15 protein-coding genes are annotated in these 15,318 nt (G+C 60.2%); 7 read left to right on the top strand and 8 right to left on the bottom strand.

What is annotated here, in order from left to right; all coding sequences use genetic code 11:
• Positions 1 to 24 precede the first annotated feature (24 nt).
• Both B8746_RS17195 and B8746_RS00160 read left to right on the top strand, forming a co-directional pair.
• Positions 25 to 198: an NF038104 family lipoprotein gene (locus B8746_RS17195; RefSeq protein WP_188657449.1), complete on the top strand. Its 174-nt coding sequence runs from the start codon at positions 25 to 27 to the stop codon at positions 196 to 198.
• Between the two features lie 102 nt (positions 199 to 300).
• A complete protein-coding gene (locus B8746_RS00160) occupies positions 301 to 774 on the top strand; it encodes a hypothetical protein (protein ID WP_084391234.1) in 474 nt (157 codons plus the stop codon).
• Here the strand turns inward: B8746_RS00160 and B8746_RS00155 are convergent.
• Genes B8746_RS00155 through queC form a run of 3 tightly spaced genes read right to left on the bottom strand, consistent with a single transcriptional unit; the run spans position 771 to position 2,508 of the window.
• On the bottom strand, positions 771 to 1,196 hold the full coding sequence (locus tag B8746_RS00155) for a 6-carboxytetrahydropterin synthase (protein ID WP_084391233.1): 426 nt from the start codon (positions 1,194 to 1,196) through the stop codon (positions 771 to 773). The two genes, B8746_RS00160 and B8746_RS00155, sit on opposite strands and share 4 nt — an antisense overlap.
• Entirely contained in the window at positions 1,151 to 1,804 is a 654-nt protein-coding gene (queE, locus tag B8746_RS00150) for a 7-carboxy-7-deazaguanine synthase (RefSeq protein ID WP_084391232.1), read from the bottom strand. Before queE ends, B8746_RS00155 begins: the two co-directional genes overlap by 46 nt.
• A complete protein-coding gene (gene queC / locus B8746_RS00145) occupies positions 1,801 to 2,508 on the bottom strand; it encodes a 7-cyano-7-deazaguanine synthase QueC (protein WP_084391231.1) in 708 nt (235 codons plus the stop codon). The genes queE and queC overlap by 4 nt, the downstream gene beginning before the upstream one ends.
• A gap of 241 nt (positions 2,509 to 2,749) precedes the next feature.
• On the opposite strand from queC, the gene B8746_RS00140 reads away from it, so the two are divergent.
• The 3 genes from B8746_RS00140 (at position 2,750) to B8746_RS00130 (ending at position 7,613) form a co-directional block, all read left to right on the top strand.
• Positions 2,750 to 5,647, top strand: a complete 2,898-nt coding sequence (locus B8746_RS00140; protein ID WP_233123759.1) for a TonB-dependent receptor — start codon at positions 2,750 to 2,752, stop codon at positions 5,645 to 5,647.
• Between the two features lie 127 nt (positions 5,648 to 5,774).
• Positions 5,775 to 6,983 carry a PQQ-dependent sugar dehydrogenase gene (locus tag B8746_RS00135; protein WP_095380809.1) on the top strand — a complete coding sequence of 403 codons (1,209 nt, stop codon included), beginning with the start codon at positions 5,775 to 5,777 and terminating at the stop codon, positions 6,981 to 6,983.
• A gap of 9 nt (positions 6,984 to 6,992) precedes the next feature.
• Positions 6,993 to 7,613, top strand: a complete 621-nt coding sequence (locus B8746_RS00130) for a glutathione S-transferase family protein (protein WP_084391229.1) — start codon at positions 6,993 to 6,995, stop codon at positions 7,611 to 7,613.
• Positions 7,614 to 7,828: 215 nt separating this feature from the next.
• Here the strand turns inward: B8746_RS00130 and recR are convergent, their stop codons facing one another.
• The 3 genes from recR to B8746_RS00115 are packed head-to-tail and all read right to left on the bottom strand — an operon-like array spanning position 7,829 to position 10,522.
• Entirely contained in the window at positions 7,829 to 8,428 is a 600-nt protein-coding gene (recR, locus tag B8746_RS00125; RefSeq protein WP_084391228.1) for a recombination mediator RecR, read from the bottom strand.
• Positions 8,429 to 8,443: 15 nt separating this feature from the next.
• On the bottom strand, positions 8,444 to 8,767 hold the full coding sequence (locus B8746_RS00120; protein WP_084391227.1) for a YbaB/EbfC family nucleoid-associated protein: 324 nt from the start codon (positions 8,765 to 8,767) through the stop codon (positions 8,444 to 8,446).
• A 9-nt stretch (positions 8,768 to 8,776) separates the two neighbouring features.
• Positions 8,777 to 10,522, bottom strand: a complete 1,746-nt coding sequence (locus B8746_RS00115; RefSeq protein WP_084391226.1) for a DNA polymerase III subunit gamma/tau — start codon at positions 10,520 to 10,522, stop codon at positions 8,777 to 8,779.
• 99 nt (positions 10,523 to 10,621) lie between these two features.
• On the opposite strand from B8746_RS00115, the gene B8746_RS00110 reads away from it, so the two are divergent.
• Complete coding sequence (locus tag B8746_RS00110) at positions 10,622 to 12,115, top strand: cryptochrome/photolyase family protein (RefSeq protein WP_084391225.1); 1,494 nt, start codon at positions 10,622 to 10,624, stop codon at positions 12,113 to 12,115.
• A 302-nt stretch (positions 12,116 to 12,417) separates the two neighbouring features.
• On the opposite strand, the gene B8746_RS00105 is transcribed toward B8746_RS00110, so the two are convergent.
• Both B8746_RS00105 and B8746_RS00100 read right to left on the bottom strand, forming a co-directional pair.
• Entirely contained in the window at positions 12,418 to 12,864 is a 447-nt protein-coding gene (locus tag B8746_RS00105) for a hypothetical protein (RefSeq protein WP_084391224.1), read from the bottom strand.
• A 458-nt stretch (positions 12,865 to 13,322) separates the two neighbouring features.
• Positions 13,323 to 14,258, bottom strand: coding sequence for a hypothetical protein (locus B8746_RS00100; RefSeq protein WP_084391223.1), 936 nt, complete (start codon positions 14,256 to 14,258; stop codon positions 13,323 to 13,325).
• A 284-nt stretch (positions 14,259 to 14,542) separates the two neighbouring features.
• Here B8746_RS00100 and B8746_RS00095 point away from each other — a divergent pair.
• The coding region (locus tag B8746_RS00095) for a glutathione S-transferase family protein (protein WP_143434482.1) at positions 14,543 to 15,318 on the top strand (776 nt) is incomplete at its 3' end.

The raw sequence follows: 15,318 nt of genomic DNA, 5'->3' as shown, positions 1-15,318 counted from the left end.
GACGGGTCATGCCAGTGTGCGCGCATGACCCGTCTTCTTGCTGTTTCGTTTCTTTTCTGCCTGTCCCTGCCGCTCGGCGGGTGCATTGTCGGCACGGCCGTCAGCGTGGCCGGTGATGTCGCTGAAGGTGCTGTAAACACGACAGGCGCTGTCGTTGGCGCCGTGATCCCGGACGGGGATGACGACAAGGACGACTAGGCAGCCCTTGCGCGTCTCCTGATAAATTCTCTGTAATCCGAAACGACTCCGCTTCACCAGGCGGGGCCGAATATTATATTATGTACAGACAGGAGGACTGCCATGAAGACTTTTCTGATTGCCATTGCCGCTGCTTCACTTGCCCCGCTTGCTTACGCAGCTGAGATCAATATCGGCTATTCGACGGACTTCGAGGAGAAGCTGGTCGACGATTACGGTACGCGTGAAGGCGAGAAGCTGATTGCCGATATCCGCAAGGATATCGAACACGCCTTCCAGAAGGCTGGTATCGACCCCGCCAAGGTGAGCGTCACGATTGTTGACGCAAAACCGAACCGGCCAACCATGCAGCAATTGTCCGATAATCCCGGTCTCGACGCCCTGCGCTCGAAATCGATTGGCGGCATGACGCTGAAGGGCACCGCTTATGACGCCTCTGGCACGGTCATCGGCGAGCTCGAATATGACTGGTATGAGCATGACATCCGCCAGGTGGTGGCGGCCGGCGTGTGGCACGATGCCAATCGCGCGTCTCGCAACTTCGCGAAACGCCTGGCCGAACAGCTGGCTGGCTAGCGGCTCAGCTCCAGCGTACAGACTTCATTGAGAGACGGCCTTGCCAGGCTCACTTTTGAGAGACCCGGCAGGGCCGTTTTCAATTCATTCGCAGCCCACAGGCAGACCCGCTCAAGCGTCGGGACAGACAGGCCTTCAATCTCGTTGAGGAGCTTGTGGTCAAGCAGGCCCGCGACGCGGTTCAGCTCTGCCGTCAGGTGGCCGAAATCCTCGACCCATTCCTCGCCCGGCTTCACTGTGCCGCGCACGGAGGCTTCCAGCCGGAAACTGTGGCCATGCAGATTGCGATAGGGATGGCCCTCAGGCTTTCCGCCCATGAAATGCGCCGCCTCGAAGGTCACCGCCTTCGAGATCTCGAACACTTCGCCTGACGGGCTCAGGGCAGCCCGATCAGTTTGTGGGTTTGTAAGCTCAGTCGCCATTTCGGATGCTTCATGCAATAGGCCGCTGCGGCCTGAATATTATCGGCCTGCCTGTTATCATCTTTAGGCTGTAGAAAGAAGTGCTCGAACTGCAGTGTTTCGAAGCACTCAGGCTGCGCTTCTGCTTCGCTCTGGGGGTAGACAAGCTTCAGCTCATTCCCACTGATCTGGACGATTTCGGCATTTGCCTTGGGCGAGACGCAGATCCAGTCCAGCGAGGCTGGCGCTTCGAGCGTGCCATTGGTCTCGACCCCGACCCTGAATCCGGCGGCATGAAACGCATCGATCAGCGGCTCATCAAGCTGCATCAGCGGCTCGCCGCCGGTGCAGACGATATAGGCTTCCTCGCCAGCCATGCGGCCTTCGGACTGCCAGAGACGCGAGACATGATCAACCAGCGCTTCGGGGCCGCGAAACTTGCCACCATTCACACCATTCGTGCCGACAAAATCGGTATCGCAGAACTTGCAGACGGCCGTGTCGCGGTCGCGCTCCAGCCCACTCCAGAGATTACAGCCGGCAAAGCGCAGGAACACGGCCGCCCGGCCTGTCTGCGCGCCTTCGCCCTGCAAGGTCACATAGGCTTCCTTGACCGAATAGGTCTTCACCGGAAGCGCTCCTGCCACTTCCTGTATCCGGACGCGCGAAGCTCACAGGCGGGACACTTGCCGCAGCCATAGCCCCAGTCATGCTTGCGGCCCCGTTCGCCAAGATAGCAGGTGTGACTGTCATTCACGATTATGTCGACGAGCGACTGTCCGCCAAGATCCATGGCCAGCTGCCAGGTCTCCGCCTTGTCGAGCCACATAAGCGGCGTCTCAATGGTGATCGCCTTGTCCATGCCGAGGCCAAGCGCCTTCTGCTGAGCATCGATCGTGTCACGCCGACAGTCGGGATAGCCGGAATAATCGGTCTCGCACATGCCTCCGATAAGGACGGAGATACCGCGCCGCCACCCGAGTGCTGCGGCCATGGTCAGGAAGATGAGGTTGCGGCCCGGCACGAAGGTGGACGGCAGTCCATTGTCATCGGTGGAGATCTCTTCCTCGCGGGTCATCGCGGTCTCGCTGATTTCACCCAGCGCAGTGAGGTCGATGAAATGGTCATCTCCCAGCCGGTCGCCCCATTGCGGGAACTGGCTGCGGATCGCGTTCAGGACATTCTGCCGCGCATCGAGTTCGACCTTGTGACGCTGGCCATAATCGAAGCCCACCGTCTCGACATGCCTGAAACGCTTGAGCGCCGATGCGAGACAGGTTGTCGAATCCTGTCCGCCGGAGAAAAGGACCAAGGCAGAGGTAGGCTTGTTCATAGGCGCGGCACTACCACTGCTACAGGATGCAACCAAGCGAAACCTTCCGTTACGGCAGTTATGCGTAACCTAAAAAGCACAAGAAAATTGCAACTCCAGATAAGCTCGCGAAGCCATTGACAAATTGTCGCGCCTGCCGCTGAGATGGCTTGTGAGGCATTCTCAGACAACATGGGAAGCCCGCGAGGAAACGCAAATAATCGAGCAAAAACAAGACACGCTCGGTTCGGGAGGAGATGAAATGATTCCAAGAACACACCAGAAATACGCCATGTTCGCAGGGGCCTCGGCCGTCGCCATGGCCTGGGCAACGCCGATGGCGTTCGCGCAGGAAGACGGCGAGGACGTACAGCGCAAGCTCGGCACAGTTCTCGTGACCACGCAGAAGACCGAAGAGTCGATCCAGGATGTTCCGATCGCCGTTTCGGCCTTTGATGAAGAAGCGCTCGAGAAGCTCCAGCTGTCCGGTGGCCCCGACCTTGTGAAGTCGATTCCAAACGTCGCCTTCACCAAGGGCAACTTCACCGGCTACAACTTCAAGATCCGCGGCATCGGTGCTGACCTTGTTGCACAGTCGGGCGATGCCGGTGTCGGCGTCCACCAGAACGACGTTCCGCTGACAGCCAACCGCCTCTTCGAAGCCGAATTCTACGATGTGGAGCGCGTTGAGACACTGCGCGGCCCGCAAGGCACGCTGTACGGCCGTAACGCAACCGGTGGTGTGGTCAACGTCATCACGGCCAAGCCGGTCCTGGAAGAGTTCCAGGCCGACGCGAAACTGACATACGGCAATTACAACACGTTCAAGGCCAAGGGCATGATCAACGTGCCGATTGGTGATCGCGTGGCCCTGCGTGTGGCTGGTTCGCTCCTGCAGCGCGACGGTTATGTGGACAATATCGTCACTGGCAATGACATTGACGATCGCGACCTTTACGGCGTGCGCGCCACGCTGGCATTCGAGCCCACAGACCGGCTTCGTGGCTGGCTCTCCTATGAGCACTTCGAGGAAGACGACTCCCGCCTGCGGTCTGGCAAGCAGTTCTGCGACAAGGACCCGTTCGTCACGAGCTTTGCCGGCATTTCGGTGACCCCGCAGGATCAGCTCTATACCTCACTGGGTTGTCAGGACGCCCCGCTCAGCCAGTCCAATGGCCGTGTAAACTCTGCAGCCACGCTTGGCGGCGGTCTCGGTATCCTTGCCGGACTGCTGAATGGCGACGCCTATACCGACCCGGTGATCCGCGACCTGCGCACAATCGAGTCTGCCTTCGACCCGCAGTACACAGCCGATCAGGATCTTTACACCTGGAAGGCAGAGTTCGACCTGACCGACAGCCTGCTGCTGACCTATCTCGGCAGCTATTCGGAAACCTCGTCCAAGTCGATCGAGGACTATAACAAGATCGCACCGACCGTGGCCTTCAACACGACGGGAAACCCGCTCGGCAATCCGGCCCTCGCGCCGGTCTATGCGGCACTGTTCCCGGGCGGCGTTGTGAGCGATCCGGAACTTGGCCAGTCGAACGTGTTCCGCACATTCGACCTCTCTGGCGGCGCCAGCGAGCAGACGACCCATGAAATTCGCCTGCAATCGGACTTTGACGGACGGTTCAACTTCAATCTCGGCGCCATCTCGGTCGATTTCGAAGCAATTGACCCGAAAGACCCAACTGCGGGCTATTACGTGTTATCGAACTCTCTGACGGCCCTGACACAGCTGAACAACGCGCTCGGCGGTGCCATCTTCGGCGGACCGGTTCCGCTCGACTCGGGCAGCACGGACTTCAACGGCCTGTTCAACGGGTCTCTGAACGGTGATGGCGGCAACTATTTCCGCTCGCTCTCACCCTATGAACTGAATTCCTTCGCTGTCTTCGGGGAGGGCTATTTCGACCTGACCGACACGCTGCAGCTCACTGTCGGCCTGCGATACACCGATGACGAGAAGGCGCAGGACAATATCCCGACCTTCCTGTTTACACCGCAGGCTCCGGGAGCTGACCCGCTCGCGCCTACGCCAATTCCAGGCAACTCGCCGGATGAAGCAGGTGACGGCTCGTTTAATGCACAGTTCCAGGAAACCACGGGCCGTATCGGTCTCGACTGGTCGCCGGATCTCGACTTCACGGAAGACACGCTGGTCTATGGCTTCTATTCGAAGGGCTATAAGGGCGGCGGCATCAATCCACCGCAACCAGCCGGCGCTGACCTCTTCCCGCAATTCTTCGATCCGGAGTTCATCAACTCCTACGAGATCGGCACGAAGAACACGCTGGCAAACGGCGCCGTGCAGTTCAACGCGACGGGCTTCTACTATGATTATGAAGGCTACCAGATCACGCAGATCATCAACCGCACCTCGGCAAACTTTAACATCGACGCTGAGCTGAAGGGTCTCGAATTCGAGACGATCTGGAACCCGGCTTCGACCTTTATCATCAACGCCAATCTGGGCCTGCTCGACTCCGAGATACAGGACACCTATGCCGTTGACGTGCTCGACCGCACCAATGGCCGGGCAGACCTCGTCGCGCTGAAGAATGCGTCCAGCTACTCCAACTGTGTCGTCTCGGCGGCCGGTTATGCGACCATTCTCGGCGCAATTCAGGCCGGTATACTGCAGCCTGGTGATACGGCGGGACTCTGTGTCGGCGCGTTTGCTGGCGCAGAAGCGGCCTTCGGTGTCGGTGATGTGACCTATGTCGACTCGAACGGACAGACCCAGACGATTGGCGGTCTGACTCCATTTGACGGGGAAGCCAAGGACCTCGACGGCAACTCCATTCCGGGCGCGCCTGACACGACGTTCAGCCTCGGCGCTGAATATACGTGGGAGGACCTGTTTGGCGGTAACTGGGCGATGCGTCTCCGCGGCGACTATTACTACCAGGCTGAAAGCTTCAGCCGCGTGTGGAATACGCCGGGCGATGGCCTCGACAGCTGGTCCAACGTCAACCTGGCAATCCAGTTCTACAATGACGAGAACGGTCTCGAATTCGAGATCTTCGGCAAGAACATCACCGATGAGGAGGTCATCACCGGCCGCTACCTCACCGATGATTCCTCAGGCCTGTTCTCAAACGTCTTCCTCACCGAACCATCGCTGTATGGAGTTTCGGTGCGCAAGCGCTGGTAATACAGCTGGAGAGACCCAGATCAGAAGGGCGGCTTCCGGGCCGCCCTTTTTTATTTCCGGCAGTGGATCGATTTGCTGAATCGCGCATTCGCTTTACAGTCTGGAGACACTGTTCATGGGGTATCCAATGAGACTCACGACCTATGTGGCTTGCGCCGCTTTGCTGATGGCCGCCTGTTCGCAGGCGAATGATGCGCAGACTGCGCCCGACACCAGCGACACCACGCCCGTTGAAGCCGAAACCAGCACGCAGGTGGAAGGCACGCTGACTTCCGCAAACGGGCTGACGCTGACACCGGTCGCGGAGGGGCTGTCCGTGCCGTGGGACATGGTGTTCCTGCCGGGCGGCGACATGCTGGTCACTGAGCGCAGTGGCACAATCCGCGTGATCCGCGATGGTGCGCTCCTGCCGGATGCGGTGACGGGTACGCCGGACACGCTGGTTGAAGGTCAGGGCGGCTATTTCGCGATGGCGCTCGACCCGGCCTTTGCGTCCAACCGCACACTTTATCTCGCTTTTGCCAAGGGCGAGTCCGGCGAGAATACAACGACCGTCGTGAAGGGCGTGCTCTCTGAGGATGCAAGCGCGCTCAGCGATGTGACCGAGATCTTCTCGGGCACCACGCGCGAGACCACCTACCACTATGGGGGACGGCTGGTTTTCCTGCCTGATGGCACGCTGATGGTCAGCATGGGTGAAGGCTTCCGTTATATGGAAGAAGCCCAGAACCCGATGAACTATCACGGCACCATCGCCCGGATTAATGCCGACGGCTCGATCCCTGACGATAATCCTTTCGCTGACGGGGCAGAGGGGGCGCCTGCCGTCTGGTCCTATGGTCACCGCAATGTGCAGGGCCTCGTCTATGATCCTGGCCGCGACATTCTCTGGGCGCATGAACACGGCCCGAAAGGCGGCGATGAGCTGAACATCATCGAGCCTGGCAATAATTATGGCTGGCCGAAGATTACCTATGGCGTGAACTATGACGGCACCATCATCACCGACGAAACCGAAGCCGAAGGCATGGAGCAGCCTGTCGTGAAGTGGGTGCCAAGCATCGCGCCCTCAGGCATGGCGCTGATCGGCGGCGGCGCCTGGGCCGACTGGGAGGGTGATCTCATCATCGGCGGCATGAATGGCCCGAAAGGCAAGAAGCTGGTGCGCGTTGAGCTGGAGGAAGACGGAAGCCTCATCGGCACGCATGACCTGCTGGCGGACCTGGACCTGCCCTACCGCGATGTCGCGCTGAGCCCGGATGGACGCCTGTTCGTCGCCACAGCCGATGCCGAGGGGACCATCTATGAAATTACGAAAACCGAAACGCAGGACTAGGCCGACAACATGATCATACTTCACCATCTGCGCATCGGGCGCTCGATCTTCACGGTCTGGCTGCTGGAGGAAATGGGCCTCGACTATGAGCTGAAGGTCTATCATCGCAATCCGCAGACCTTCCGGTCGCAGGACGACATCAAGAAGGCCACCCCGCTCGGCAAGTCACCGACCCTGGAGGATGGCGACATCATGCTGACCGAGTCTGGCGCGATCGCGGCCTACCTTGTCGACCGCTACGATACCGGGCGCAAGCTCGCCCCCGCCCAGACCGACTGGAAGGCCTATGCCGAGTATCTGCGCTGGCTGCACTATCCGGAAGGCTCGGCCTTCCTGCCGCTCTTCCTGCGCATGCTGCAGGCGCGCGAGGGCGACAGTCCGTCGCCAGTATTCAAGGCGTTTGCGGATGGCGAGGTGCCGCTGCATCTCGGCCTGCTCGACAAGAGGCTGGGTGAGATGCCGTACATTCTCGGCGACGAGTTCCAGGCACCGGATATCGGGATCAGCTATGTCGCGAACATGGCCGAACGTGTTGGCGAAATCGGGCCTTATGCGAACCTGAAAGCCTATCTCGACCGCAACATGCAGCGCGAGGCGTGGAAGCGGGCGAAAGAGCGGGCGGTGGAGTAGCCCCACCCCATCCCTCCCCAGAGGGGGGATGATGGTATGCCAAGATGCCTGTGTTGTGCCCATGGCCACATGGTTCGACTGCGCTCACCATGTCGCCCTTATGCGACGTCTAAAGCAGCCCGGCATGGTGAGCGAAGCCGAACCACTGGCGGGCAATACATTGAAACGATTGCGCCCATCGCCCCCTCCCCTTCAGGGGAGGGTCGGGGTGGGGTTCAGCGCCGCGAGCGCATGGCTGCGGCCAGGGTGCCTTCGTCGAGATGATCGAGTTCGCCGCCATGTGGCACGCCCTGGGCGAGGCGGGTGATGGTGATGTCGAAGCCTTCCAGCTGGTCCTTCACATAGTCGACCGTGATCTGGCCATCGAGCGTGGCGCTGAGGGCGAAGATGACTTCCCGGATCCCGCCTTCTTTCACGCGATCGACGAGCATGCCGATGGTGAGGTCTTCCGGCTCGACGCCGTCGAGCGGCGAAAGGACGCCGCCCAGCACATGATAGCGCCCGCGAAAGGCGCTGGCGCGTTCCAGCGCCCAGAGGTCCGGCACATCCTCGACGACGCAGATGACGCTCTCATCGCGGCTCGTCGACTGGCAGACGGCGCAGGGCTGCAGCGTATCGAAATTCCCGCAGGTATTGCAGCGCTCGATCTTCTGGCCGGCATCAGCCAGCGCATCGGCGAGCGGCAGGAGGAGCTGGTCCTTGCGTTTGAGCAGGTGCAGCGCTGCCCGGCGCGCAGAGCGCGGCCCGAAGCCCGGAAGCTTCGCGATCAGCTCGATCATTTTCAGGATTTCCGGGCCGGCGCTCTTCTGGCTCATGACAGGAAGGCCTGCCTAGAAAGGCAGCTTGAAGCCGGGGAGCATGCCGCCCATTCCGGACGTGGCTTCCTTCATGGCTTTCTCGACTTCCTCGTCGAGGCGCTTGCGGGCGTCGGAATGGGCCGCCTTGATCAGGTCTTCAAGGATTTCGGCCTCATCGCCCATCAGCGACGGATCAATAGAAATGGCTGACATGGCGCCCTTGCCCTTCAGCCGAACCCTGACCAGCCCTGCCCCGGCAACGCCTTCAGCTTCGACCTGTTCGATCTTCTGCTGGGCTTCCTGCATCTTGGCCTGCATCTGCTGGGCCTGCTGCATGATCTTTCCGAGGTCTTTCATAGTGGGCCTTTAGCCTTTCTGTGAACTGGCGATGCGCAAGGGGACCACATTGTCTCCCGCAAGCTCGCCTTCAAGGGGCGCTTCGCGGCTGACTTCAATGATCTCGGCACCGGGAATGGCTTCGAGAGCCGCTTTCACGTCGGGATGCGCCTTGACCGCCTCGATCCGTTCGGCCTTCTGGCGGTCCTCGCGCTCCTTCACGGTTTCGCGGGAGGTCTGCGCCTTGCGCACATCCCATTCGAGGCCTGTCGAGATTTCGAGGAAGTCCGTCAGGCGGCGCAACAGGTCAATCGGCGCACCGTCTTTCAGGTCGCAGCTGATCGTGCCTTCGGCGAAGACAGCCGGGCGGATATAGGCCTTGGCCTCGCCCCAGAGACGCGGCTCGCGCTCTTTCTCGAGAAGGTCGAGGACATCCTCGAATTTCGAGAGCTTGCCGGTGCCGCCACCGCCGACAGGCACGACATTCGGATCGGCCTTGCCGCCCCTGCCCTTGGCGTTGGATGGCTTGCCGCCGCCCTCGGCGATCATCCGGGCGGCGTCTTCCGGCGATGGCAGGCCAGCGGCCGCGACGAGACGCAGGATTACCATGCGCAGGGCGACATCGCTTTCCGGCGCGCTCTGGGTGTCGCGATAGCCCGAGAGCAGGATCTGCCAGTTGCGCTGGGCCTGCGCCGGGGTGACGCTATCTGCGATCTGTCGGGTGCGGGTCGTCCAGTCGGCCGGGCCTGGCAGCGTGTAATTGTCACCCATGGCCTGGACCGTTGCGACATCGGCGGCGATCTCGAGCAGATCCTTCATCAGGACGAGCGGGTCCGCGCCGATCTGGATCTGGTCGGTGATCTCGTTCACCGCCTCTTTTGCCTTGCCGGTGACGGCATATTCGAAGGCGTCGAGCAGGCGGAGGCGATCCCCGAGGCCGAGCATGTCGCGCACCGCTTCGCCGCTGATCTCTCCCCCGTCGAGGCCCTGCACGATCGCCTGGTCGAGGATGGACAATCCGTCCCGCACAGATCCTTCGGCGGCGCGGGCAATGAGGGTGATGCCCTCATCGGAAATCTTCGCGCCTTCACGGCCTGCAATCTTCGCGAGGTGGGCGGCAAGCTCGCCTGTGTCGAGGCGCTTCAGGTCGAAACGCTGGCAACGGGAAAGAACAGTGACGGGCACCTTGCGGATTTCGGTGGTCGCAAAGATAAATTTCACGTGGGGCGGCGGCTCTTCCAATGTCTTCAGGAGCGCATTGAAGGAGGCGGTCGACAACATGTGAACTTCGTCGATGATGTAGACCTTGTAGCGGGCAGAAACGGGTGAGTATCGCACACCGTCCAGCAGCTCGCGCATGTCGGCCACGCCGGTACGGCTGGCCGCGTCGAGCTCCAGCACGTCCGGATGCCGGCTTTCCATGATCGCCTTGCAGTGCTCACCGGGCGGGTCGAGCTTCAGGCTCGGACCTTCATGGTCCGAACTTTCATAGTTGAACGCCCGTGCCAGCAGACGCGCCGTGGTTGTTTTCCCCACCCCGCGCACACCCGTCAGCATGAAGGCGTGGGCGATGCGGTCGAGCTCGAAGGCATTGCGCAGGGTGCGGACCATCGCCTCCTGGCCGATCAGGTCCGAGAAGAGTTTCGGGCGGTATTTCCGCGCCAGCACCTGATAGGATTTCTGATCGTCCGAAGCGCCCAGTTCCTCCTCTCCGAACATGGAGAAGGTCGCGTCATCGCGCTCGTCTTCGGGCTGGAGATCACCATCATCGCTCATCGCGCGGATAATGGCAGGGACTCGGGGGTCTCCGCAATGGCGGGCCCCAGCTTTTCACGGCCTTTGCCTGTGGGTGGATCGATCTAGGTAACGGCGTGTATGCGTACCGCCCTTCTGATCTTCCCGCACCAGCTGTTCGACCATCATCCCGGCCTCGACAAAAGGCCGGACCGGATCTGCCTCATCGAGGACACGCTGTTTTTCGGCGACCGCCAGTACCCGATGCGGTTTCACAAGCAGAAGCTGTGGCTGCACCGCGCCTCGATGATGCGCTATGCCAAGCGGCTCGAAGGGCTGAAACCGCAATTCGAATATATCCGCTACACACCCGGCGAACCGCTGCTGGAGCCGACAATCAAGCGCCTCGCCGGGGCGGGGATAGACGAGATCATCGCCTGCGACCCGGTCGACTTCATCCTGGAGAAACGCCTCAGATCCTATTGCGAGGCCGAAGGGCTGGAACTGAAGCTGATGAACACACCCTTGTTCCTCAATACGCCGGGCGAGAACCGGGCCTGGCGCGAGGACAACAAGTCCTGGTTCATGGCCGAGTTCTACAAGCGCCAGCGCCGGCACTTCGGTGTGCTGATGGAGGGCGACCAGCCAAAAGGCGGCAAGTGGAGCTTTGACGAGGAAAACCGCAAGAAGGTGCCGAAAAACCTGCGGTCTAATCCCCCGCGCCTTCGTTCGCGCGAGCCGAACAAGCTGGAAGAGCAGGCTCGGTGCGAAATCGAGGAAGACTTCCCGGACAATTACGGCTCGCTGCACAATATCTACTGGCCGACCAGCCATGAGGATGCTGAGAGCTGGCTTGGCAAGTTCCTCGCCGAACGGTTTGAGCGCTTCGGCCCGTATGAAGACGCGATCCTCGAAGGCGAGGCGCTGCTCTGGCATTCGGCGATCACGCCGATGCTGAATATCGGCCTGCTGACGCCGAAGCTCGTCCTCGATGCGGCCATGGCGGTGATCGAGGCGCGCGACATTCCGATGAACTCTGCCGAAGGCTTCATCCGGCAGGTGATCGGCTGGCGCGAATTCATGCGCGCGACCTATGAAGACCTTGGCGTCGACATGCGCACCACAAATCACTGGGGCCATGACCGGCCCCTGCCAGAGAGCTTCTGGACCGGTGAGACCGGCATTGCCCCCATCGACGACACCATAAAAAGGATCATTAAAACAGGCTATTGCCACCATATCGAGCGTCTCATGGTGCTCGGCGGGTTCATGTTCATCTGCGAGATTGATCCAAAGGACATCTATCGCTGGTTCATGGAGATGTTCGCCGACTCCTATGACTGGGTCATGGTGCCGAACGCCTATGCGATGAGCCAGAATGCCGATGGCGGGCGCATCACGACGAAGCCGTATTTCTCCGGCTCGGCCTATATCCGCAAGATGGGCAACCATGAGACGGGGGAGTGGTGCGATATCTGGGATGGCCTTTACTGGCGGTGGATCTGGCGCAACAGGGACAAGCTCAAGGGCAATCCGCGCTGGGCGATGATGGTGTCCATGGCGGAGAAGATGGATGAGAAAAAGTTACAGGGGCATCTTGAGGTGGCGGCGAATTTCCTCAAGGGGTTCAGGTGAGGCGGGGTGTGGGATGGATGGGGGTTCTGGGCCGCAAAATGGCAGGCCGATTGCGGGCCGATTGCGGGCCGATTGCAGGCCGATAACGGGCTGACTACGGGGCGGGTCGCATCACCCTCGACCGCGATAGCGGTCTGAGGGTCCAGCTTCTGACCTGTCCGGCGCATGGCTTCAACGGCGAAAGATGGGCTCCCAGATCGCCTTCGGCGATCGGGAGTGACGCGTGAGGAGAGGTCACGCACAAAAGCTACTCTATTGATGCCCGCCCTTCGATTTCACTCCGGATGAGCGGGGTCAGCCGCTCACCACCACCATTTGCCGTCATGTTCGGCTTCGAGGGCGTCGAAGACGCTTTCTTCGTCGCGCGTATAGGTGATGAGGGCGCAGGAATTGGTCTGCAGGGCGCCGTCCTCGCCGGCATAGGCGAATACCAGGACCGGGCTGCCATTCCTGAACTCGTGGCCGCAGGCGGCCGATGAAAGGCGGTGGGCGACCTCAAGCGTCGGGGCGTCCGGGCCGCGATAGCTGCGGATGACCCTGAACCGCGTCTTGTGGGCGTCTTCGTCCGCGATGCCCTCGATGGTCTCGTCCTCGCCCGTGGGCGAGCGTTCTTCAGCCGCGCCGAGGAAGATCGTCTCGGACGCGGCGAGCTTCTCCTCCACCGTGCCATAGACCATGCAGGAACAGGCCTCTGCGGCAGAAGACGCAGCGGCGCAGGCGGCGACAAGGAGAAGGGCGCGGATCATCATGAGCCGGACGCTAGATCGAAATTATCGGGAGGGGAAGTGGGCTATCGTCACCGTCTGCCGATCACCCCGGCGCAGGCCGGGGTCTCGTGCCTCACGCTCTCAGTTATAAAGCCCAATTATCCCGGCCTGCGCCGGGGCATGCCTTGCTCACCATGAGGGCTTGGGGAGGTTGGTCGAATAGTCCAACCGCCGCCGATGCCTGCGAAGGCAGGTATCCATGGGGTGATCTCCAATCTGGCGTTAAACGGCAGGCATTGCACCCTGGGTCCCTGCCTGCGCAGGGACTGGCGGCTGGCGAGGGGTCAGGTGACAACTTCAGACATGGCGCGTGTCCGATCTGGATTTCCGGGTCAAGGGTAAAATCCTCCGGACGCGAAGCGCCCTTGACCCGGAAATCCAGATCGAAAGAGGCTGGCTATGGCCAAATGGCAAGATTTGCCATTTGGCCTGAATGCAACTTAGTCCGACTGCGTTCGCAAGTCTTTGGCCATAGGCCCTGTTGTGCGCTCTGAAGCCCAATGCTGGTGCCAAGTTGCCTTCAAGTACTCTCGAAGTTCGCCCTCGTACTGCGTGGACACAAAAAACAAAAACTCTTCTACAGCAGAAAAATCCGGCAAATTATCTATGTGTTGAGAGAGTTGCCGAGCGTAAGTCAGGCATCGCGATGCCCGAAATCGTATTTCAAGCGCATCTCGTGCCGCTCGATAAACGTTCGGCTTCACTATCACGCTCCTCTGGTCATGCGTGGCAGGAAAAAATTGTTGCGCCAAAGAGGCAAGTCTCGAATTCTGGATTTGGGCAAAGCTCAAAAGTTCAGCGAGCTTTTTTGCATCCTCTGGCTCTGCGGTTTCGATCGCTTTTTGAACTTCTCTAAAGGCATCGAATGGAAACTGGGGCAAACCCAGTTGGAATTCGTGAGTACTCGTTCGATCCCATTCTTGGTATTCTTGCCATTTCTGAAGCATTCGAATTGATGAATGCCAACAAGCTTCTGCGTATTCTATTATCTCGGAAAAGGTTAACGTCAAACCGCTTACGGTGGCGAGATGCGATCTCCGCCTACGCTCGTCTTCCAACTCCTTTTGAAGCGAAATTTGGCGCCTGATCGCCTTAACGGTAAGCCAGCCGATCAGCACTGCAAAGCAGCCCGCGATCAAGGTTTGATTAAGATAGATCCAGAACAGTGGATAAGACAGAAAATCTGGAAGCCAATCGACCGGTTGCAGGATTGCCCCCCCAATCAAAAAAAGGACAGAGGTAGCTCTAAAGCTGTTCCGACTACCCGTTGAAGTGGTCGAGTGGCTCTTCCACACGATCTTCGCCGGACCGGCGCTCGGGCTGCTACCCCCCGATTTATGAACCAAACGGCTGCTATCCGCCGGCGAGGACCCCATCTACTCTCATGGGGTTGCCCTCTTCCTCGTTCGTCCTGTTACCGCGTCGCCCGAGCCGTCAGCAATAGCAGTGCTTAGCAGCCGATGCGGTCATGAAGTTTAAGCATGGTTCAGCTCCCTCTTCACGAGAACTAAACATGAACACAGATTCGCAAGGCGCGCAATAACAAATTTCCCAAAATCCTAGCCTTCGCAGAGATGGGAGGACGATAACTCCGTCGCCATCCCCTCCCCTCCATGCTACGACCGCACCAATAATTACAGAGAGCTGGAGGAAATCGCTGATGAGGATGATGTTTGCGGCGGGGTTGGGCCTTGCCTTGTTGGGGGCGTGTGTGACGCCGGTTACGGAGACTGAGGCGGTCGAGACCATGACCGAGGCACAGGTCGCGATGCCGATGCCGCCGCTGACGATCTATCACCTTGAGGGGCGGCGGTCGGAGCGGATTGTCTGGCTCATGGAAGAGCTGGAAATGCCTTATGAGCTCGAATATGTGCGCGGCGATCTTGGCGCCTCGATGGCGAAGGTGCGGGCGCTTGGCCATGAGATGCCGATGGTGCCGACGGTGACGCTGGGCGATGAGATCCTGGTCGAGAGCGGGGCCATCATCGAGACGATCATCAACCGCTATGCGCCGGGCGAGCTGACGCCGCCCATCGCGAGCCCCGACTATGCCAAGCATCTGATGTGGCTGCACTATGCCGAGGGCTCACTCGCGGCGCGCCTGTTCAGCGATTACCGCGCCTGGATGGCCAATCCGCCGAAACAGCGCTCCCCACTCGTCGATAGCGAGGCGGTGGTGCAGTATTCGGAGAATTATCTCGAGGCGCATGACTATTTTGGCGGGGCCGAGTTCTCGTCCGCCGACATCATGATGTGGTTCCCGCTGAATGTGGCGACGAAGCTGAACCTGGTGGATGAGGCGCAGTTCCCGAAGATTGCGGCGTGGAAGACGCGGGTCGAGGCACGGCCGGCCTATCAGCGCATGCTGGAGAAGGCGCGGCCAGACGGCATTCCGGGCATGCTGACGCCAGTGCCGCAGCGGCCACCGTCCGAGCG

The sequence above is a fragment of the Henriciella pelagia genome, from assembly GCF_002088945.1.
In the GTDB taxonomy this organism is placed as follows: domain Bacteria; phylum Pseudomonadota; class Alphaproteobacteria; order Caulobacterales; family Hyphomonadaceae; genus Henriciella; species Henriciella pelagia.
This window is presented reverse-complemented; position numbering and strand designations above follow the sequence as displayed.

What these genes read in the sequence shown, in the direction of transcription:
- B8746_RS17195 (WP_188657449.1), top strand. Translation starts at nt 25, where the DNA reads ATGACCCGTCTTCTTGCTGTTTCGTTTCTTTTCTGCCTGTCCCTGCCG.
- B8746_RS00160 (WP_084391234.1), top strand. Translation starts at nt 301, where the DNA reads ATGAAGACTTTTCTGATTGCCATTGCCGCTGCTTCACTTGCCCCGCTT.
- B8746_RS00110 (WP_084391225.1), top strand. Translation starts at nt 10,622, where the DNA reads ATGCGTACCGCCCTTCTGATCTTCCCGCACCAGCTGTTCGACCATCAT.
- B8746_RS00155 (WP_084391233.1), bottom strand. Translation starts at nt 1,196, where the DNA reads ATGGCGACTGAGCTTACAAACCCACAAACTGATCGGGCTGCCCTGAGC.
- B8746_RS00135 (WP_095380809.1), top strand. Translation starts at nt 5,775, where the DNA reads ATGAGACTCACGACCTATGTGGCTTGCGCCGCTTTGCTGATGGCCGCC.
- B8746_RS00105 (WP_084391224.1), bottom strand. Translation starts at nt 12,864, where the DNA reads ATGATGATCCGCGCCCTTCTCCTTGTCGCCGCCTGCGCCGCTGCGTCT.
- B8746_RS00120 (WP_084391227.1), bottom strand. Translation starts at nt 8,767, where the DNA reads ATGAAAGACCTCGGAAAGATCATGCAGCAGGCCCAGCAGATGCAGGCC.
- recR (WP_084391228.1), bottom strand. Translation starts at nt 8,428, where the DNA reads ATGAGCCAGAAGAGCGCCGGCCCGGAAATCCTGAAAATGATCGAGCTG.
- B8746_RS00100 (WP_084391223.1), bottom strand. Translation starts at nt 14,258, where the DNA reads ATGGGGTCCTCGCCGGCGGATAGCAGCCGTTTGGTTCATAAATCGGGG.
- B8746_RS00140 (WP_233123759.1), top strand. Translation starts at nt 2,750, where the DNA reads ATGATTCCAAGAACACACCAGAAATACGCCATGTTCGCAGGGGCCTCG.
- B8746_RS00115 (WP_084391226.1), bottom strand. Translation starts at nt 10,522, where the DNA reads ATGAGCGATGATGGTGATCTCCAGCCCGAAGACGAGCGCGATGACGCG.
- queC (WP_084391231.1), bottom strand. Translation starts at nt 2,508, where the DNA reads ATGAACAAGCCTACCTCTGCCTTGGTCCTTTTCTCCGGCGGACAGGAT.
- B8746_RS00130 (WP_084391229.1), top strand. Translation starts at nt 6,993, where the DNA reads ATGATCATACTTCACCATCTGCGCATCGGGCGCTCGATCTTCACGGTC.